Consider the following 20,540-nt stretch of genomic DNA (forward strand, 5'->3'; position numbering starts at 1 on the left):
ATTATACCATCTTACATTACTAAATTATAGCCTTATAATTCCTATTTTTAGATAGTATAATTAAGTGTTATTGTTTTTTTCGACATAATATTATGTCATAACTAAAATAATCTTTATTCTTATCTTAAGCCTACTATATAGATTGTCAGGATGTGAAATCTCGAAGCCGTCTAATAATTCTATTAATTGGTATATCAGTGTTTAGTAGATTTGTTATTATTGTCTCAAAAATTTACTAAGCCTACATTTAGCGTAAGTTAAAGAGCCTACCATAAGATAGACTCTTTCTTAAATACATCAATGCAATTGTCTGGATCTGAAATAGTATCCCAATATAGAAGTTATTTGGTTACTGGCCCGTTGAGCTGATAAATTTTGTGGTTGTATGTATTGTCAATGGTGGGAAAAAACCTGAATGGGTATAGAACTAAATCTGATTGTTCCATTTCCTAACTCTCCATATTTATTATCTCCCCAATTCCATACTGTTCCATCGTTTTTTAAGACTATACTATGATACCCACCTGCATTTATAGCTTTTACATCTACCAATCCTGTCACTTGGACTGGTTCTCTTCTATGAGTGAATGTTCCATCTCCTAACTGCGCACAATTATTTAAACCCCAATTCCATACTGTTCCATCATTTTTTAAGACCATACTATGATAATAACCTGCACTTATAGCTTTTGCATCTGTCAACACTGTCACTTGGACTGGTTTACTTCTATAAATGTTTGTTCCGTCTCCTAACTGACCATAATAATTTTCCCCCCAAGTCCATACCGTTCCATCGTTTTTTAAGACCATACAATGATACTGTCCTGCACTTACAGCTTTTACATCTACCAATCCTGTCACTTGGACTGGTTCACTTCTTGGAGTGTTTGTTCCGTCTCCTAACTGTCCATAATCATTCGCACCCCAAGTCCATACTGTTCCATCGTTTTTTAAGGCCATACAATGATAATGTCCTGCACTTACAGCTTTTACATCTACCAATCCTGTCACTTGGACTGGTTCTCTTCTTGGAGTGTTTGTTCCATCTCCTAACTGTCCATAATGATTACGACCCCAAGTCCATACTGTCCCATCGTTTTTTAAAGCTATACTATGAAAAATGTGTAGCCCTATAGCTTTTACATTTGACAAACCTGTCACTTGGACTGGTTCACTTCTATTAATAGTTGTTCCGTCTCCTAACTGTCCATAATCATTCGCACCCCAAGTCCATACTGTTCCATCGTTTTTTAAGGCCATACTATAAGAATATCCTGCACTTACAGCTTTCACATCTGCCAAATCTGTCACTTGGACTGGTTCAATACTTTGAGTGGTTGTTCCGTCTCCTAACTGTCCATCAGCATTCCCACCCCAAGTCCATACTGTTCCATTGTTTTTTAAGACTATACTATGAGAAGAGCCAGCACCTACAGACTGTACGCCCGATGTTAATTCTTCTGCAAAAACCTCATAATTTCTTATTGTCCCTAAAACATTAATTCCACTAAAAGTAATAATAATTGCAAAAAATAAAATTAGTTTTTTCATATTTTTCATTTTAAATCTCCTTTCGTATTAATTATTTTTAATTTTAACATTATTACGATATATATTTATAGTCTTATAATTCACTACTATATATGGTATAATTAAAATTTATTGTTATTAAACATAATATTATCTTAGGTTTGGTACATAATTCGAGTAGTTGAATACTTTGTTCTAACAAGTCACCTTCAACAAACTCTAAGCAAGCATTGTCTTCGCAAGGATTAATAGGTACACACTTAGGTGGTACACAGAGTCCTCCATGTTGTAACCTTAACCCATACTTTAACATGATGTTTTTTTATTATAATTATGGTCTATTAGTATTTGACATAATTTTTTCTTAAAAAATAATGAAATATCAGTACCACTAGATTCGCAATCTAAGAAGTTTTTCTTTTGGTGGTGGTTTAGTGAACGAAAACAATCTTTCAGTGTTTTTTGTAATTATATGACAGTCTTTTATGTTCTATGGTATCAAGTAGATTACCTTACACGACTTCAATAAATTCGTTAACATTGTTTCATGCTCCCTCTGGTGTAAAATCCCCCCAAGCCGTTGCATATACTATCTTCTTGTCCTGGAACAGTTTAAAGTTATAACCATAGGTTTTTTTAACTTTTGCCAGCTTCACGTCATCACTCCACCATTACGTAAACATAATATAAGTCATACCAAGTGAGATTTACCAAAATAAAAAGCCACAACCATAATAACAATGGAAAATGACTTAAAAAGAAAAAGAGGATACCATTAGCGATATCCCCCTCTTGTAAGTACTATTCTATGTACTCATTAACTTCTATGCAAATTATTTTATCATATGAAATATAACCTTTTCTGTTTATGTAAGGTCCTGCATTATAATCTTTAGTAAAGGTATAATATGCTGGTCCTTGTCCTACACCTCTGTCAAAATACCAACTCATAAATGTGTCTACCTCACTCATAGCTAGATCATACTCTTTGTCGTTTTCATCTAATAGCTTGATTAATAACAGTGCTCTATTATTACTTATTTCAATCATAGTTGATGCAACATTAGAGTTAGCACTTTCAACACCATTCTTTACTGCTCTTACTACATAGTAATAAGTTACACCAGGAGTTACGTTTGTGTCTGTATACGTTGTACCTGTGATATTAGTTGCTATGATCGTTTCAATAGTACCAGATGTTGTTGACCTTAGTATAGTGTAACTATCTGCATCAGCTACAGCATTCCAGTTAAGAACTATAGATTTACTATTAGGAATTGCCGTTAAGTTTAAAGGCACTGTAACTTCATCATTAGGTGGTGTAAATGCTTCTACTGTAGTTAAATAACCCGCGTCAAATCCACCGATTGCATATACCTTACCATTAGCTTCTGCAACTCCCAATCCTCTTCTTGCTGTTGGCATACTAACTAATGTTCTCCATGTATCTGTTGTCGGATTATATTCTTCCACAGTAGTTAGCGGATGAATACTATCGCCATTTCCACCTATAGCATATATCTTACCATTGACTTCTGCAACACCTAACTCTTTTCTAGCTGTTGGCATGTTAGCTTTTGTTGTCCAAGTATCTGTTAATGGATCATATTCTTGTACTGTATTTAAATTACTACCTCCATAGCCGCCTATAGCATATATCTTACCATTAGCTTCTGTAACTGCCAGTCCAGCTCTACTTGTTGGCATAGTAGCTTTTGTTGTCCATAAATCAGTTAATGGGTCATATTCTTCTACTGTATTTAGAATACTTCCACCATCACCATATCCACCTATAACATATATCTTGCCATTTGCTTCTGCAACTCCTAAATCTTTTCTTGCAGTTGGCATACTAGCTTTTGTTGTCCAAGTATCTGTTGCTGGGTCATATTCTTCCACTGTATTTAAATGATTAACGCCACCATCATTTCCACCTATTGCATATATATTACCATTGGCTTCTACAACTCTTAAATCTCTTCTTGGTGTTAGCATACTTTTTTTTGCGGTCCATGTATCTGTTAGTGAATCATACTCTTCGACCGTAGATAGATATGTATCACTATATCCGCCCACAGCATATATTTTACCATTAGTTTCTGCAACTCCTACACCATATCTTGTAATCAGCATACTAGCTTTTGTTTCCCAACTACCTAAATCCTCACCTTCAGCACCTAATACCGAAAATGAATTAATCATTATTAGCATTACAAGCATTATCAAACTAAATAATCTTCTTTTTCTCATTTAAAATCCTCCTCAGTATATTTTTATTTATGGTATTACTTTAAATATTCTTTTACCTTAAACCATACTATTTTATCATGGATTATGTACTCATTAATTTTAGTATAAGGCTCAATGCTCGAACTATCTGGGAATATATAAAATGGCAACCCTATATTATTTGCTCTATCAGTATACCATTTAATAAAATTTGAAACGTCACTCATTGTCACCGTATATTCATAAATATCTGTTGTGCTAAGTTTAATTTGTAATGTAGCTATATTGTTTTCAACCATCGCTGATGCAACATTAGAATCAGCACTTTCTACACTGTTCTTTACTGCTCGAACAACATAGTAATATGTTGTGCCAGGGGTTACGTTTATGTCTGTATATGTTGTAGTTGTCATGTTACTTGCTATAACAGTATCAATAGTACCAGAATCAGTTGATCTTAGTATAGTATAGTTGTCTGCATCAGTTACGGCATCCCAATCGAGGGTTATATTATTATTTGAGGGCGCAGCAATTAAGTTAGTAGGTATATTTGGTTGAACAACCGTTGCATTATAAGGATGATATCCACTTGGAATCTGATGTACAAAAGCTGTTGCTCCAAAATTTGCTGTGATAGTTGCTGACTTTGTAGTATCGCCATTATATACTTTTGGATAATAGGTATTTGATGTGTCAATCCCTGTTTCAATAATCCCTTGGGAAATACCATCTTTATAAAATTCAATTTTACCTGTATCTAAATCTAATGCAATTCCAATAACATTATCTATAAAAGATGAACCATATACTTCAGCATTATTGTTTATAAATATATATCCGTTATGGGCATATAAGATACTATCATCATATGTAGTAGTGTCATTTATTCCAATCCCTAACCTGACGTTGGTATTTGAAATGTCATCAATTTTAATCTCCCAATACCATTTCCCGGTTTGTTTTCCCACATTTGCAATTACATTTCGTGACCCATTACCGAATATCTCTGACGTTAGATTATCATTTGATAGTGTATAGTTAGTTCCGTTCTTACTAGTATCCCATGTGACAATTTCTGTTGATGCGTTTACATTAATAACACTAAATACAACTAGAATTGTAATCAATAGAATTAATTTTTTAATATTTTTCATGATCATCGTCCTTTACTTTATTTTACCAAATTATACCATTTATTATAATCAATATATAGCCTTATAATTCCTATTTTTAGATAGTATAATTAAGTGTTATTGTTTTTTCGACATATTATTATGTTCTAACTAATATAATCATTTCTTTATATTCTTAATTCTTATCTTTAACCATATAATGTAGATTGTGGTGATGTGCAATGTCTAAAAGATAACGGTCTAATGGTTGTATTAAGATATAGCAGTGATAGTCGTTGAATTTTAATATTCGTTGCTAAGTTCTTATTCTACCAGCTTAGAAATCTAATTTTTCTCAAAAATACACAAAACCTAATTTAGGTCATATAAAAAGACCTTCCATTAAGAAGATCATTTATGTACTAAACAGTGCTTTAATTCTGTTTTCTATTATTACATAAGAATATAGATTAACGCTCCTAATTTCCAATGTCTCTGAACCGGCCCCTCAAAGCCTTCCTACGTAGGCGGTGCTTGCACCCGGTGAAGGGACATGCGTAGTGAATGGAAATATTTTGTTATATGATGTTGCGTACGGAAATTTGCAATTACTTATAGTAACAATTCACTATATAAAAACATATTACCTTATTATTCAAAAGTAAACCAAACTCTTTTTATTAAACTATCTTCTATCTCATAGATTGCAACTGCTTTTACAATTGTATCTTTTTTTAATCCTGTTACATACTCATGGTCTATTACTTTATTCCCAACAACAATGCGATTTTGAATATCTGAATGCACTTTAAAAATATCAAACCTTTCTCTATACCTTTCTTTTAATGCTTTTTTACCTTCAAGTATGACTGAATTATCTTCAAGATTAAAGATTTTAACATCATCATGATAAGTAGATATAAACCCATCCAAATTATGGTTATTATAAAATTCTAACTGCTTGTTAACTATCTCTTGTGGATTCATCATTAAGTATTCTCCTTTAAATTATAAATTAGTAATTATGATACTTGACTAGTACGAATTTCAATATGACTAATAAATTCCCGACATATATTTTGTTTATCTTAACAGATACTTAAAAAATAAGCAATATAAAAGAATCTACATCAATTAAGAAAGTAGCCTACTAACAAAATTATACATATTTACTTATATATGTCGTATTAAGAAAGTTTACATTTAGTATATATTAAGGATATAAAACACCCTATATGACGTTAACCCATTATATATTAATCAGTGCTTTTGAGCTCAAAAATTTCTATATCTTCACCATGTTCTACTGTTACAGTTATCACCTCCTCTTGATTTATTAACGTACCACCTCTACTACTTGAATTATGACTTACTACTTTTGTATTATGTTTTTCAATTTTTCCACTGCCACTGCCACATCTATATTCAAATTTATATTTTAATTCCTTTAAGGGTTTTAAATCATCAATTTCGCCTTTATAAGTTAAAATAAATTCTTTTTTTTGCTCTGGGTCATATTCTACTATTTCATCTTTTTCTGTAATATTTTCAATTATTTTTACTTCCAACTCTCCAATCCAATTTGTACTTTCCCCTTCAAATGTATATTTATGGCTAACAACCTCTTTCTTTGAACAACTTGTTATTATAGTCATAATCATTATTATGATCATACAATATTTTATAGATTTCATTACGTACCCCCTAAAAATTATGTTGATGTCCAATATGCACTAATTGGTACTTTAGTATTTATTATTTTGATTTTTAGATATGTATATATCTAAAGCCTTTATCCCTCTCGTAGCAAGTTTGACGACTAGCATCAGTATGTATATTGTAATAGATATGTGATTATGTTGACCATTGAAAAGAATCCGATTATAGTATCTATATCATCACCTCCAAAATTATGATTATTAAAATGACATTTAGTCTCTAATTTGCAATTCTGCTTTTAATAATCATTATATCACACCTGTCCTCTATGCTAAAGTTTCTTTTTATGCTTATTTCAAACAATCACAAGAGTCTATTAATTGATAATCAACTGATAGACTCTTCCTTATATATATTAATCTGTTCTTTAATGATGAGTAGATAGACGTGAAATTTTATCCTTCATTCTATTAGCTCCTTCAAAATGGTACGTTGTATAAAATGGAACTTCTTCATCGTAGTAGAGACTCCAAGCATGTTGAAGTATACAGGAATAGTGGTCATCCTGCTTATTTCCAGCAACAAGCATGCCATTACTATCAAGGCTTACACGATTATAATAATCCAGTGCTTTATTGTAGTGATAATTAGCCTTATGAGGGTCATGAAATATACATAGATCTCCTAAACATTCATAATAAGAGGCTATATCGAATTCCCGATTATTGAGTTCTTCGTACATAAATTTAATGGTCAATACTTTCTCCTCATATGACAATAGCTTATAGGTATAGTTTTTTGCCATTAGTTGAATCTGTTCATCGGGAACTCCCTCAACAAATGTATAAAAGATACAGCTACCAATACCATATGAAAATAGCATCTTTAAGTAATCTCCTATGCCACCTTTAAATTTACAAAGGCTTTCATAATCAAAAGTTGTTATCGCTCCAATATAAGGGATTACTTCGCATACTCTGGCTAAATCAGACAATTGCTCTTGCGTAAAACCATGTATAGAACCTCTTGTCATCTTTTTAATTTTAAAGATATAAGAATCGACTTTATCAAAAAGAGTGTAAACATTCCAGTCAATATCAAACATAATAACCTCCTATTTATCATCATTAAAGCCTGAAGAACTAATATTTCTTTTGCAATCACTAAAATAGTTTTATTAACCTTTAAATAAATGCACTCCACCATCATTAATTTTATTAATGGGATTAGGTCCATAATACTTGTATTGCTCTATTATGGGAATAGGGAACAGTCGATGTGCAAGATGGTTTTTATAACGCATGTATTCTAGGTTTATCCCAGCATAATTTCCATATCTCAGTTCCGCATGGAAAATATCATTTCCACCTGCATTGTATAAAACAAACAAATAGAAACCTGTCAAATCATAATTTTCAGCGGTATAGTCCCATTCATCTCTCCATAGACGAGATACATTACCTCTTACCCCATTATCAATTTTATAGACTAATAAAACTCTTTGTGTTGTTTTACTATAATATGCTTTATATTTACCCCTACCTCTGCGCATGATATCTCTAATTGTAGCTTTGTCCATATGCTTATCAGCACTTCTACGCATAGGAAAGTTATGGGCATAATTAAACCTAAACCTATTGCAACATCAACAATATTACCCACAGGTACTTTAAGCGCAGCTCCAAATGCAACTAAAGCGTACTCAACAGCTTGGGGTAAGTTTAATTGCTTAAGATCATATGCTAGGCTATCTCCACGACTATAATGCAATTGACTAGTTAGACTTTTATTGCTTGTAATGGTATATGACTGATCTACGTATTGTATGTGATAATCTAGCAAAGAAGAATTACCTTTATTATACTCATCTTGCATAATTATTACAAATTCCTCTTTAGCCTCTGGCGTTAAATTGTTAAATAGTTCTTGGCAGAGAGCATTAACGTCAATATCCTTTTGTGTGGTTGATGCGTTTATTGGTAGGGATAATGCAATAGTAAGAGTAAGAATAAGGCAAATAACTCTCTTAAAATTAATTTTCATAATGTAATTTCTCCTTTTTATTTAAAATAATAATTAGAACAACGAGTAAGTTTTATTATTATCAACTATAGGAGTAATAGCTTATGCGCGTTTTCACCTCCTCAGAACATATAATATTTGCTAGTTAAGTTTATAAATTAAGTTCTATAAATTAGTACCATTATTTTATAGAAATGTAATTCATATGTCAATAACTATAATTTGAATTTAATTTATTTAATTTTATTTTAATATATTTATATAATATTTATACTACTTAAATTACTATTGCATAATTATACTTTTATTAATTGATATTAAAAAGGGCATAGCTAAAAGCTACACCCATGGTCTAATGGTCCGTAATTATCCGACAAAATAGAGAAAAGGTTTAAAAGGCTCACACTCCTTTAATAATCCAATACATGTGTTATTCTGGTCTATCTAATGCTGTAGATTTGCCAAAATAAAAAGTTACAACCATAATAATAATGGAATATGACTTATCTGCATCAATCTTTCCTAATGCACTTAGTACCAAGAATAACATTACAACGAGTAAAGCACCAATCTTTCTAACTTCTAGCAATGCATGTAATTTTTCTTTCATTTTTACATCTCTCCAATTTCTCTTATTCCAGCCATTATTTTGGCAATGCGGTTATTAAGTTCCTGAATCTTTGTATCTCGATTAAACACTTCTTTAGTAAATAAAACAAATCACTTACTCTAACCTCATATCACTTCTCCAAAACAACCGCAAAAAAAAAGCCTAACACACGTTAGGCTCTAAGTAATTTTTATATGCATTCTTCATCATCACATTCTTCTTTTGTTGCTGCATCATCTGCAGGTGTTGGATCTTCTACTTCTTCGTAGCAAGGAGTAATTGTCTTAGGTTTTGTACATAATTCAAGTGGTTGAATACTTTGTTCTAACAAGTCACCTTCAACAAACTCTAAGCAAGCATTGTCTTCGCAAGGATTAATAGGTACACACTTAGGTGGTACACAGAGTCCTGCATGCTTAAGTCTATATTGAATGAAATAGATAGTCTTGAGATATAATGTTAAGCCAACTGCCATACATCCATCATCAAGATCTAATTCGATAACTTTAGCTAAGCCTTGGCAACCGATACCTTGACGTAATTCATTATTTCTATCTGGTCCCTCTACAAATCCTAAGTAGTTGATCGTTGGTATACACTCTTTACACTCACCATAGTAGGATACGCCATAAGGAGCATATAAATCAATTGTAACAGATGGTGGATTCGTATCATCGTCACAATATGGAGAGTCTTTATCTGGAAGATAAAGTGCTTGGAAGCATTCCTCAGCTAGAACTTTACAATGGCGATCTAATAATTTCGCTGCAAAACGAACTTTTAATCTTGATAATTTAACCCTAACACAGTTAGGCCTTTTTTGTAAAGTATCAACACGTGATCCATCGATTTCGCCAATACTAAAATCAATGTTAATAACTTTTACATCAATAGCTGCAGTATCAGGGTGCTGCTCTAATAGATATTCAGGTATTTTTATTTCTCTACAAAGATTAATACCACATTCATCAAACACAACAGGAGCAACACATGTTAATAACTTAGGTTCACCGAATGGTAACAAGGACACCTGATATGATTCATCTACCTTTCTAATGGTAATAATAATAAACCTTAATGGATTTTTTAGGTACATCCACAAGGATTTTCTTAATAAATGAAGAATATAATTGGTTGTGTTTGCTGCTATTCTTAACAGATTGAGTTAATAGTTGATGGAGTGTAACATGTTGTTGCTTGTCATGTACCTTAGGATATGCTCGTATCTGTTTTTTTATTTTTTCTTTCTCGTCTAATAATGTTTGCTTATTTTCTTTATATTCCTCAATGCTATCAATGCCTTCCATATAGGCTTGCTTGATATTTTTGAATTTTAAAGGAATGCGGTTGAGACTTTTATGGAGCTGTTCCATTGTCTCTCGATTACAATAATCTCTAGGTTTTATTCCTAAAACCCTGTCTTTAAAATCTTTCGTTAACCGTTTAGTCATTAGATATTCAAGGGTGTCTAATCGAATCATTTTTCGTTGCTCACAGGCTCCATTTGCACTTTTTCTGCATCGAAAATAAATATGTTTCTTTCCATTACTCTTGTAAACCATGGTTCCATGACAATAAGCACATCGTATCAAACCGGATAAATAGTGGCGAAACTGCCCATGTCGATTGGATCTTTTAGTCTGCTTTAAGGTCTTGATACGTTCCATGGCTTGATAATAGAGCTCATCACTAATGATGTGCTCATGTTCGCCAGTAGCAATAATCCAATATTCTTCTTGACGCAGCTCCCCTTTTCTATTATGACGATTCCATCGAACAATACCGATGTAAAAAGGATTTTCTAGTATGTATTTAATGGATTTACTTTGAAACATGCCATTATTCTTTGTTCGATGTCCCATGGCGTTTAGGTGTTTGGCTATGTCCACATAGGAAGTTTCTTGATCCACAAAAGCTTTATAGATATAATGAACAATAGCCTTCTCTTTATGATTGACTGTAATATGCCCGTCAACAAAATGATAGCCAATGGGAGGTCTAGTTTGTATGCCGCCGCGTCTTGCTTTTTCTGACATACCTTTTTTAACTTCATCCGATAAATTAAGGCTATAATACTCTGCCATAGCCTCTAACATGGACTCCAGTATGATAGAGAATTTATCATCTTCCAACTGTTCGGATACACTGATTACACGTATGCCGCACTTTTTCTTAAGGAGTGATTTATACACCACACTATCTTCTCTATTTCTTGCAAAGCGATCAAACTTGTGAACTAATATCACATCAAATGGCTTGGGTTTTTCTTTAGCTTTTTTAATCATCTTCATAAAAGCTGGTCTTTTTTCAGCTTTTCTACCTGATATCCCTTCATCCATATAGATGTATTTTTCCTCCACCAATATATCATGCATTTTCGCATACTTTAATATAGCTTTCTTTTGTGCATCTGGGCTAAATTCCAACTGATCGGATGTGCTAACACGAATGTATACAGCACCTCGCAAGTCAATCACCTGCATATAAGGGTCTTATTATAGTCTATGATAGATTTTATTGTTCATTACTTGAATATTCGTACTGATTCACAGACGAAATACTGCAGCTGAAACATTAAATCCAACCCCAGAAGCGATAAAGACCACAAGATCACCCTGTTTTACACGGCCTTCTTCAAGAGCCACATCAAGAGCCATAGGAATACATGCCGAACCTGTATAGCCATAGCGATCCATAATGCATGTGGTTTTTTCCATGGGTAAATTAATGGCTTTCATGACTTCTTCAATGACCCATTTATTAATCTGAGTTAAGAAGATATGATCAATATCTTTATACGCCATCTTAACTTTATTAAGGACATCTTTAATAAGGGGTGGCCATAGTTTAATGTTACGATCAGGTGGTAGTTTCTTTAAAAAAGTTAAGAGATGTTCTTTATTTTCTAAACGCTCTATGGTTATAGGGTTCTTCGTTCCACCAGCATAGATACCTAATAGGTCATACTGTGTACCATCGGCAATCAACTTAGAAGCTAAGAAGCCCTCTTCTTTTTCACCTTCAACTGCCTGAAGAACAATAGCTCCACCTCCATCAGCAAAGATAGGAAATACATTTGGGTTACTTTTGTCAACGAATTTGGTCATGTTGTAAACACCAACTACAAGAATATAGGTATAGCCACCAGTCATGATCATACGCGAAGCCACATCCATACCTGCTACAAAGCCTGAACAAGACGCATTCAAGTCAAAAGTACCTGCATTGTATGCATGAATTCTTCCTTGTAAAACCGATGAAGTAGCTGGGCTGATGTATTCAGGTGTATCCGTTGCAACAATGATTAAATCGATGTCTTCTGGCTTGATGCCTGCTTCGTCAATAGCCTTTAAGGCCGCATGTTCGCCTAGATCAACTGAACTTTCATGCTCATCAGTTACGTAACGCTGTTTTATGCCCAGTTTTTCTTCAATGCTAGGTTTTAACGGTTCCCCTAACATTTTTTCCATGTCTGCATTGGTTATTAATTGGTCGGGTACATATCTTCCAGTACCTACGATTTTAGCTCTTAACATGTCACACACCCCTATTCTACCAAATCATCAGTTCTTTGGCTTCTTCTCTTAATTGTTCCCTAAACTTTGGATAAGCGATGCTGATGAGTCGCTCTACGCGTTCACGGATAGACGTTCCACGTAATGCTGCGACACCATACTCTGTCACAACATAATCCACATCATTGCGTGATAGAGATACTGCTGCTCCAACATCAAGTCTGGACACTATCTTAGAAATTTCTTTTCGTTCATCCTGACCTTGCACTCTCACTCTTGCTGTAGCATAAAGAGCAATAATGGATTTTCCACCTTCTGCATTCTGAGCACCAATGGCTGTATCCGATTGCCCCCCAGTGCCACTAAACTGACGATGCCCAATGGACTCAGAACAACATTGTCCTGTTAAATCAATCTGCAACGTGGTGTTGATAGAAACCATCTTGTAATTTTGTCCAATGACATATGGATCATTGACCCAACTGCCACGCATGATATTTACACCTGGATTGTCATGTATAAAATCATATAACTTCTTCGTACCCAAAGCAAAGGTTGCTACCATTTTACCAGGCATTAACGTCTTATGCTTACCTGTAATAACCCCTGCTTCGTAGAGATCAACCATGCCATCTGTAAACATCTCTGTGTGTATACCAAGGTCTTTTTTATGCATGAGCTCAGCCGCTACAGCATTGGGTATTCCCCCTATACCTAATTGAATGGTAGAACCATCTTCTACTAGGTCCGCTATGTATTTTCCAATGACTTTATCCTTATCAGAAGGCTCTAATGTTGGCAATTCAGGTATTGGATAATCCACTTCCACCACATAATCAATATCGTTAATATGGACAATGGTATCCCCAAAGGTTCGTGGCATATTTGGATTAACTTCCAGTATAACCATATCTGCTTTTTCAACCATATCCCGTTCATAGGTGACGCTTAACGATAGGGATATAAAACCATGTTCATCCATAGGTGAAGCTGTTCCTAGGAATACATTGGTTGGACGATGATCCAAACGTTTCGTTGCACAAAAGTGTAGGTTATTGGGGATGTAGGATACATTTCCTTGTCTATGAGCCTTTCGAATAGCCGGACTATAGAACCAGCCATCCATACGAAAACTTTCCTCATAGTCAGGATTCACAAAGTAAGGATAATCATTCTGGGGCAGGCAGGTGGCAATATTTACACCTTTAACCCGTTGGCTAATGGTATGTAACTTGGATAATATCTCCTTTGGTTCAGCTGCTGATAATGCGGATACCAGATTATCACCTGATTGAATTTTGTCTAGTGCTTGGTCCACTGTTATTTTTTTACTTCTATATATTTTTCTTACATCCATGACCTAGTCCTCCATTCTTTCTATGATTAATGTTTTTTAGCTTTTCCCCATCTAATCACATTGGCGGCCCATGCATAGCCTATTCCTGCGGCAATCATGGCTACAACTGTACCTTCTTTTACCTTGCCTTCTTCTAATGCCAGGTGTAAGGATAAAATCTGATCCACCTGACCCATATGCCCATAGTGGTTAAGATAAATGGATTGTTCATCGGTTAGTCCTAATAAATCCAATAAATACTTATGCATGGAATATTTAAAATGGAGTACTGCTAGATAGCCTAATTCTTCCTTTACCATACCTGATTTTTCAAAAGCTTTATCCATACAGGTAATCCAATTCTTCATAGACACTTCATTCAAACGATTTTTCATATGCTTTTCATCGAAAATTCTCAGCTTAAAAGCATCATCAATATTCTCTAGGGTAATGGGGTGGGTTGTTCCACCAATCTCAACACCTACATCTCTGGCCAATGAACCATCTGTCATTATATGTGTTCCTAATAAGACATTGGCGTTGTGTCCTTTTTTCATGATGATGGCTCCACCTCCAGCTGATAAGTTATACATCATGGACATGGACCGGTCACCATAATCCACCAGATCGCTATTACGATAACCACCAACTACCAACACCATGTTGATCGTATCATCAGCAATCATCATGTCCTTAGCCATTTTCATGGCAGCTACCGTTGTACAACATCTTTGTTGCACATCAATAGACCATGCATTCTTTGCACCTATTTTTTCTTGTATGTAGATACCCGATGTGGTCAGTGGGTATTCTTTCCATTCTTCTCCCATACATAGAATAAGATCTATCTCTAAAGGATTAACACCTGTTCGTTCAAGTGCATGTCGTGCAGCTTTCATACCCATGTCCTGTGGACCATCCTCTTTATTTGGTATTGTTTTTTCGATAATGCCTAACTTATTGATAATAGCTTCTTCAGCCCATATGCCACCTGTTTTTTCAGCTATTTCAGCTGCTGTCATTCGTCCATCTGGTATATAAATTCCGGTTCCAACAATACCTATGTTATCGTGTTCCAAAACATTCTCCTCCTTCACTCTATTTATCCATGATCTATGTAAAAATTAGCTTGACTTTACAATGTCGAAGCTTCTTATTCATATCCTTAACAAAATGACAACGATGTTTTTTTCTTTAATTATTTCACATCCCAAGTACTACTTAATCATTTTATTTATTCATGTATTCTTCCATATCTTCCAATATGGATACCCTGTCTGCTTGACCATCGGAGATATATCTTGCTATACAATCCTTTAATGTTTCATGTAGGACAACATACTATCTATTTATTCACATGGGCATCTGTTTTTTTCTAATCACGCAATCTCTTTCATATGGAATGAGTAAGTAAATAAATTACCTACCCATTCCATTATTTCCTTTCCCACTGACTTGTCTATTGGTATAAAAAATCCACGATAAGTTTGTTGGTTAATGCTGGTTGCTCCATAAAAAATACATGCCCTGCTCCTTCTAAAACTTCACATCTGGAGTGAGGAATTTTATTTTGAATCAGTTGGCTGTTTTCCCATGGTACGACACGATCACCTCTACCAGCAAGAATCAATGTTTCTGCTTTTACTTTACATAATCGTTCTTCTGTATTAAAACCTGCTGACGCCATTAATTGACGATTATATGCAAATTTTGGTTGGGGGTGTGCCATTTTTTCTTCCATAATTTTAACCAGTACATCTTCATGCTTTGAAAGATTTTTTTCATCAAGTGCGATACTTATGACCTTCTTGATATCATCTTCTGATTTATAGTCACCGCCACCTTTAAACATCATGGATAAGGTTGCTTCTGGTATTGGAATACAATTAGGTCCACCAAAAGTTGTTGAACATAATATAAGTTTATCCACATATTCAGGGTAGGATAGTGCAAATTCTTGAGCTACATAGCCCCCCATAGATACCCCTAAAATATGGGCTTTTTTAATACCTAAAGCATCTAATAACTCTGCCATATCCGCTGCAAACAGCTCAATGGTATATTCTTCATCGGGCATATCTGTTTTACCAACACCTCGGTTATCAAAGACAATGACCTTATAATGTTGAGATAACCTTTCTATCTGTTTATACCACATCCATGTTGCATAGCCTAATCCTTCAATGAGCACCAACGGTTCGCCTGAACCATGTATTTCATAATACATATGAATGCCATTTGCTTTTATTCGTCCCATCTTAACACCTCAACGTTTCATTATATGCTATTTTTACTTATATAAATTGCAAATACTGTGCCAATCGTACTAGTGACTTTATCTATCTTTCAAGCTGTGTTCTTACCCAATGCATAGCAGGTATTTCATAGGTTAATTCAATATGGTTGTAATCCATGGTCTGTTTATCTAACAGTGTTGCACCACCAACAGTCATATCATGGGTTAACATAGCACTATCCACAAATAAGATACCATCGCTTGGTCCATCATTCTCAAGGACAATACCTTCAATGGTATTTTTGTTACCACTAAGGGTAGCCAGTTCAACACCTGCATCTACTGGAGATTGCTTGAGTAAACTTATTACATAATCACCTTGGCTGATGGCATAATCAATACCCTTTGAGTAACTAAAGAACCCCCATCCACCGTGATAAGCCGTGTACCAATCTTGTTCTGTAACGGACAACGGATACTCTGAGTCCCACCTCGCTAACATCTGAGCTTGACCTGTATAAGCTCCCCCACCATCACCCTCACCATAGATACTATGATAGGCTGTATTATGCCATAGACCATAGATGAGCATACTTGTGAAAGGTACTGGACCAAAAGCATCATTGGCCATAATCCCCCATGCTGCCCATGTATTTCTAAAAGCATAATCAATACCGCCATTAGGTGCTGCTAGTTGGATATAGCGACGGACATCTTGGTCATAAGCTGTACCGTAGCTCTTTTTAACGTTGGATACATACATACGTGCGCTCATATTGCCTTTGCTATGGGCAATCAGGTCTACTTTTGAAGCACCTGTTACTTCCTTAATACGGTCTATAGCTGCATCAAGAATTTCTCTTTGAACATAATTATCTCCGTGAGGATGGGCAAATGTAATAGAAAACACTTGGTAACCATCATGACTTAGATATTGCATCAGCCCATCCCTTGACCCGTCTAATCTTGGGTCTGCATAGTAGTCCCCATTGGACCCTGCACCATGTACAAGCAATACGGGGTATGGTTTTGAGCCTGTATCCCAATGAGCTGCATAATGCAGCAAAAATAATTGGGAATGGGGTTGGGCTGTACCAAATTGGGTGACAATATTGGAGGCTTTGTGTTCATTATCCCCAATAAAAATCTCTTGACGGATACTGCTGTTGTGTAAACGAATACGTTCTACTTTATCCCAATATTTCGTTGTAGCACTCTCTGTAAATGTTGCTTCAATAGTCATGTTGGAGCTAGCCTTTATAGGTGTTTCAGTCACAATTACCATTGCTGTCAAAACGACTGTTAGTAATAACGCACTTACTTTTTTAAACATCCTATTGTCCTCCTTCAACCTATCTTTGTTTTTATCCATTGATTATCCTTTTATATCTCTTGACAACAGCCTTTTAGAATGCATTAAAATCCGTTAATAATTCAAAGATAAATGCATCATCCTGCTGAACAACTCGGCTAATAGCCATCTGGGTAACACCTTCTCGAACGCCTGTTGTATACGAAATCTCAGGTGCTAGACCTTCAGTGAATTTTAAGTGATTCATAGCATCAATATATCCTGCCCAAGATAAGTTATCCCCTGCTTGTTTGACACCAGCTACAAATGTTTCAGCTGCAACCCAACCAGCCATGGTGTACGCATTAACAGGTACATCAGCAAAATACTTAGCCATTGCATCATTCAAAGGTTTTAATTTAGCTTCTGATACATCCAACCAGCCCATAACATGTAAGTTTGTGATCACATTTGGAGCACCTGGTGATGCCATGGCTAAGAATGAAGCATCTGCATTGGAATAGGTTGTAAGCATGGGTATATTAAAACCAACCTTTTCAATTTCTTTTAAGATACCTGCTGTGCCACCACCAAGTCCATAAATAATCAATAAGTCTGGATTAGCACTCTTGGCTTTTTGTACCTGAACTGTAAAATCTGTGTCTCCAGCGTTGTAAGCTAATTGATCACTTGCAGCTAATACATCAGATTTTCCTAATGCTTTTAAGCCGTCAACGATGCCATCTAGCCCGTCTTTACCTACATCATCATTTCGATAAATCACTGCAATCTTTGAAGCGTTAAATTCATCCATTGCATATTTTGCCATTAATTTACCTTCATAAACATAATTTGGCTGAACAGGGAAAAAATTTTCTCCAGCCTCTGTCAGTGTAGCTGCACCTGAGCCAAAGTACACCGATGGAATGCCCTCTTCTTTTACGATATCCACAGATGCCATAACACCTGGTGTGCCTAAGTGCCCAACTATAGCGAATACTTCTTCATCAAAGACTAAGGATTCAATAGCCTGCACGGATTTATCCGGTTTAAATTCATCATCTTTCTTAATTAGCTCGATTTTTCGCCCATTAACCCCTCCTTCTTCGTTTACCTTATTGAAGTATGCTTCCATACCTGCAAAGTAAGGTGTCCCAATGAACGCAAGAGGACCAGATTGTACACCTACCGTTCCAATTTTAATAGCTGAATCGGAAGCTCCATTAGCGTATTCAACCTTAACAGGTTTTTCTTCGTCTTTATTGTCATCCTGATTACTATGACTATCTTCTGTTGCTGGGTTGTCTTTTGCTTTATCACCGTTGGTAGAATCCGCTTCTTTCTTACACCCCGTTATGGATAGTATCAGTACTAAACTCAGTACTAAGATAAGTAATGTGTTACCCTTTAACTTGAACATAAAATTTCCTCCCTTTAATCATGTATATTTATAATGGATACACCAAGACTTAACATCCTGGTAAAGCCTATTGTTACCAATGGCACTATAAACTGCCTAGATAAGCTTGCTTCACTTTTTCATCGTTACGAAGCTCATTGGCTGGTCCTCTGTGTACGATTTTACCCGTTTCTAAGATATAGCCATAATCAGCAATGGCTAGTGCTTGATAAGCATTTTGCTCCACAAGCAGTATAGTTGTTCCTGATTTATTGATTTCTTGTATAATATGAAAGATATCTTTCACGATTAATGGGGCTAAGCCCAAGGAAGGTTCATCCAATAACAACAACTTAGGCTTCGCCATCAGTGCTCTTCCAATAGCCAGCATTTGCTGTTCACCACCAGACAATGTACCTGCTGTTTGTTTCTCCCTTTCCTTCAACCTGGGAAAATAACCATATACTTTTTCTAATGTCGTCTTAATGTCTTTTTTATCTGTTCGTGTATAAGCCCCTATCATCAGGTTTTCATTCACCGATAATTCAGGAAAAATCTGTCTACCCTCTGGGGATTGAACAATACCCCTTGCTACGATATGCTCTGGTCGAACACTTGTTAAATGGGCTTCTTCAAAGGTTATATGACCATCCCTTACTTCCAAGATACCTGAAATGGCTTTTAATATGGAGGTCTTACCAGCTCCATTTGCTCCTAATAATGTAACAATTTTACCTCTTGGTACGGATAGTGTGATACCTTTTAGTGCATGAACATAACCATAATACGCATTTACATCTGTCAGTTTAAGCATGGACTTCATCCTCCTTTCCAAGATACGCTTCTTGTACAGCAGGATCATCCTGTATGGCTTCTGGGGTTCCCTCAGCTATTTTCTTACCAAAACTGATGACACATATTTTTTCACAGACCTCCATGACAAGCCCCATATCATGCTCAACTAACAAGATAGTGACACCATATTGGTCTCTTATTTTTTTAATAAGTTTTGCTAAAGCTTCTGTTTCTGCTCCATTCATGCCAGCAGCAGGTTCATCCAAAATGATGAGCTTCGGATTGGCTATAAGGGTTCTACCTAACTCAATAAGCTTCTGTATGCCATAAGGCTGAGAAGCCGCCAATTGATGTTCAATACCTTTTAGTCCTAGAAAATCGAGAATGTCCATGGCTTTTTTCTTGGCCATCTTCTCTTCTCGCCATACGCTGGGTAAGTGAAAACCTTGCATCAGGATGCCACATTTTAATTGACTATGCATACCCATCATTAAATTCTCAAGAACCGTCATGGTTTTGATGAGTTCAACGTTTTGAAATGTTCTGGCTAGACCAATGGTAATAACTTCATGGACTTTATAGTCCATAAGATTGTAAGTCTGCTGATCTGGGCAAAACGTCATGACACCATTATCTGGCTTATAAAAACGGCTGATGCAGTTAAAAACTGTTGTTTTACCAGCTCCATTAGGTCCAATAAGTCCATAGATACTGCCTGTTTCCACAGAGAAACTTAAACGATCCACAGCTTTTAAGCCACCAAAACTCATGGATAAATTATCAACTTGTAAAATACTTTTCATCTT

The 20,540-nt window shown here is 35.3% G+C and carries 19 protein-coding genes; all 19 read right to left on the minus strand.

Annotation, left to right across the window (positions count from 1 at the left end; translation table 11 throughout):
- Positions 1-393 precede the first annotated feature (393 nt).
- A complete protein-coding gene (locus HZI73_RS15625) occupies positions 394-1,560 on the minus strand; it encodes an RCC1 domain-containing protein (RefSeq protein ID WP_212694314.1) in 1,167 nt (388 codons plus the stop codon).
- Positions 1,561-2,331: 771 nt separating this feature from the next.
- Positions 2,332-3,780 carry a Kelch repeat-containing protein gene (locus HZI73_RS15630; RefSeq protein ID WP_212694315.1) on the minus strand — a complete coding sequence of 483 codons (1,449 nt, stop codon included), beginning with the start codon at positions 3,778-3,780 and terminating at the stop codon, positions 2,332-2,334.
- 35 nt (positions 3,781-3,815) lie between these two features.
- On the minus strand, positions 3,816-4,913 hold the full coding sequence (locus tag HZI73_RS15635; protein ID WP_212694316.1) for an SPRY domain-containing protein: 1,098 nt from the start codon (positions 4,911-4,913) through the stop codon (positions 3,816-3,818).
- Positions 4,914-5,522: 609 nt separating this feature from the next.
- A complete protein-coding gene (locus tag HZI73_RS15640; RefSeq protein ID WP_246552181.1) occupies positions 5,523-5,861 on the minus strand; it encodes a nuclear transport factor 2 family protein in 339 nt (112 codons plus the stop codon).
- A gap of 266 nt (positions 5,862-6,127) precedes the next feature.
- Positions 6,128-6,565, minus strand: coding sequence for a hypothetical protein (locus tag HZI73_RS15645; RefSeq protein ID WP_212694317.1), 438 nt, complete (start codon positions 6,563-6,565; stop codon positions 6,128-6,130).
- A gap of 392 nt (positions 6,566-6,957) precedes the next feature.
- A complete protein-coding gene (locus HZI73_RS15650) occupies positions 6,958-7,635 on the minus strand; it encodes a hypothetical protein (protein ID WP_212694318.1) in 678 nt (225 codons plus the stop codon).
- Positions 7,636-7,707: 72 nt separating this feature from the next.
- Positions 7,708-8,082 carry a hypothetical protein gene (locus HZI73_RS15655; RefSeq protein ID WP_212694319.1) on the minus strand — a complete coding sequence of 125 codons (375 nt, stop codon included), beginning with the start codon at positions 8,080-8,082 and terminating at the stop codon, positions 7,708-7,710.
- A complete protein-coding gene (locus tag HZI73_RS15660; RefSeq protein WP_212694320.1) occupies positions 8,019-8,573 on the minus strand; it encodes a hypothetical protein in 555 nt (184 codons plus the stop codon). Before HZI73_RS15660 ends, HZI73_RS15655 begins: the two co-directional genes overlap by 64 nt.
- Positions 8,574-8,982: 409 nt before the next feature.
- Complete coding sequence (locus tag HZI73_RS15665) at positions 8,983-9,162, minus strand: hypothetical protein (RefSeq protein WP_212694321.1); 180 nt, start codon at positions 9,160-9,162, stop codon at positions 8,983-8,985.
- 190 nt (positions 9,163-9,352) lie between these two features.
- Positions 9,353-10,186, minus strand: a complete 834-nt coding sequence (locus HZI73_RS15670) for a hypothetical protein (protein ID WP_212694322.1) — start codon at positions 10,184-10,186, stop codon at positions 9,353-9,355.
- A gap of 28 nt (positions 10,187-10,214) precedes the next feature.
- Positions 10,215-11,645, minus strand: coding sequence for a recombinase family protein (locus tag HZI73_RS15675; protein WP_212694323.1), 1,431 nt, complete (start codon positions 11,643-11,645; stop codon positions 10,215-10,217).
- A 63-nt stretch (positions 11,646-11,708) separates the two neighbouring features.
- Positions 11,709-12,698, minus strand: coding sequence for a 3-oxoacyl-ACP synthase III family protein (locus tag HZI73_RS15680; protein WP_212694324.1), 990 nt, complete (start codon positions 12,696-12,698; stop codon positions 11,709-11,711).
- Positions 12,699-12,714: 16 nt separating this feature from the next.
- A complete protein-coding gene (locus HZI73_RS15685; RefSeq protein WP_212694325.1) occupies positions 12,715-14,034 on the minus strand; it encodes an acetyl-CoA hydrolase/transferase family protein in 1,320 nt (439 codons plus the stop codon).
- Positions 14,035-14,060: 26 nt separating this feature from the next.
- Entirely contained in the window at positions 14,061-15,092 is a 1,032-nt protein-coding gene (locus HZI73_RS15690; protein ID WP_246552182.1) for a 3-oxoacyl-ACP synthase, read from the minus strand.
- A 380-nt stretch (positions 15,093-15,472) separates the two neighbouring features.
- A complete protein-coding gene (locus HZI73_RS15695; protein ID WP_212694327.1) occupies positions 15,473-16,270 on the minus strand; it encodes an alpha/beta fold hydrolase in 798 nt (265 codons plus the stop codon).
- An 82-nt stretch (positions 16,271-16,352) separates the two neighbouring features.
- Positions 16,353-17,582, minus strand: a complete 1,230-nt coding sequence (locus HZI73_RS15700; RefSeq protein WP_212694328.1) for an esterase/lipase family protein — start codon at positions 17,580-17,582, stop codon at positions 16,353-16,355.
- 73 nt (positions 17,583-17,655) lie between these two features.
- The gene (locus tag HZI73_RS15705; RefSeq protein ID WP_212694329.1) at positions 17,656-18,960 is read right to left on the minus strand and encodes an ABC transporter substrate-binding protein; all 1,305 of its coding nucleotides are present in this window, start codon (positions 18,958-18,960) and stop codon (positions 17,656-17,658) included.
- A gap of 85 nt (positions 18,961-19,045) precedes the next feature.
- Complete coding sequence (locus HZI73_RS15710; protein WP_334300206.1) at positions 19,046-19,762, minus strand: ABC transporter ATP-binding protein; 717 nt, start codon at positions 19,760-19,762, stop codon at positions 19,046-19,048.
- Positions 19,746-20,537 (minus strand): ABC transporter ATP-binding protein, encoded by a 792-nt coding sequence (locus HZI73_RS15715; protein WP_212694331.1) that lies wholly within the window; start codon positions 20,535-20,537, stop codon positions 19,746-19,748. Before HZI73_RS15715 ends, HZI73_RS15710 begins: the two co-directional genes overlap by 17 nt.
- Positions 20,538-20,540 lie beyond the last annotated feature (3 nt).

It is taken from the genome of Vallitalea pronyensis, from assembly GCF_018141445.1.
Taxonomy (GTDB): domain Bacteria; phylum Bacillota; class Clostridia; order Lachnospirales; family Vallitaleaceae; genus Vallitalea; species Vallitalea pronyensis.

Coding starts and splice junctions, on each gene's coding strand:
- HZI73_RS15625 (WP_212694314.1), bottom strand. CDS start 1,560: ATGAAAAATATGAAAAAACTAATTTTATTTTTTGCAATTATTATTACT.
- HZI73_RS15630 (WP_212694315.1), bottom strand. CDS start 3,780: ATGAGAAAAAGAAGATTATTTAGTTTGATAATGCTTGTAATGCTAATA.
- HZI73_RS15635 (WP_212694316.1), bottom strand. CDS start 4,913: ATGAAAAATATTAAAAAATTAATTCTATTGATTACAATTCTAGTTGTA.
- HZI73_RS15640 (WP_246552181.1), bottom strand. CDS start 5,861: ATGATGAATCCACAAGAGATAGTTAACAAGCAGTTAGAATTTTATAAT.
- HZI73_RS15645 (WP_212694317.1), bottom strand. CDS start 6,565: ATGAAATCTATAAAATATTGTATGATCATAATAATGATTATGACTATA.
- HZI73_RS15650 (WP_212694318.1), bottom strand. CDS start 7,635: ATGTTTGATATTGACTGGAATGTTTACACTCTTTTTGATAAAGTCGAT.
- HZI73_RS15655 (WP_212694319.1), bottom strand. CDS start 8,082: ATGCGCAGAGGTAGGGGTAAATATAAAGCATATTATAGTAAAACAACA.
- HZI73_RS15660 (WP_212694320.1), bottom strand. CDS start 8,573: ATGAAAATTAATTTTAAGAGAGTTATTTGCCTTATTCTTACTCTTACT.
- HZI73_RS15665 (WP_212694321.1), bottom strand. CDS start 9,162: ATGAAAGAAAAATTACATGCATTGCTAGAAGTTAGAAAGATTGGTGCT.
- HZI73_RS15675 (WP_212694323.1), bottom strand. CDS start 11,645: ATGCAGGTGATTGACTTGCGAGGTGCTGTATACATTCGTGTTAGCACA.
- HZI73_RS15680 (WP_212694324.1), bottom strand. CDS start 12,698: ATGTTAAGAGCTAAAATCGTAGGTACTGGAAGATATGTACCCGACCAA.
- HZI73_RS15685 (WP_212694325.1), bottom strand. CDS start 14,034: ATGGATGTAAGAAAAATATATAGAAGTAAAAAAATAACAGTGGACCAA.
- HZI73_RS15695 (WP_212694327.1), bottom strand. CDS start 16,270: ATGGGACGAATAAAAGCAAATGGCATTCATATGTATTATGAAATACAT.
- HZI73_RS15700 (WP_212694328.1), bottom strand. CDS start 17,582: ATGTTTAAAAAAGTAAGTGCGTTATTACTAACAGTCGTTTTGACAGCA.
- HZI73_RS15705 (WP_212694329.1), bottom strand. CDS start 18,960: ATGTTCAAGTTAAAGGGTAACACATTACTTATCTTAGTACTGAGTTTA.
- HZI73_RS15710 (WP_334300206.1), bottom strand. CDS start 19,762: ATGAAGTCCATGCTTAAACTGACAGATGTAAATGCGTATTATGGTTAT.
- HZI73_RS15715 (WP_212694331.1), bottom strand. CDS start 20,537: ATGAAAAGTATTTTACAAGTTGATAATTTATCCATGAGTTTTGGTGGC.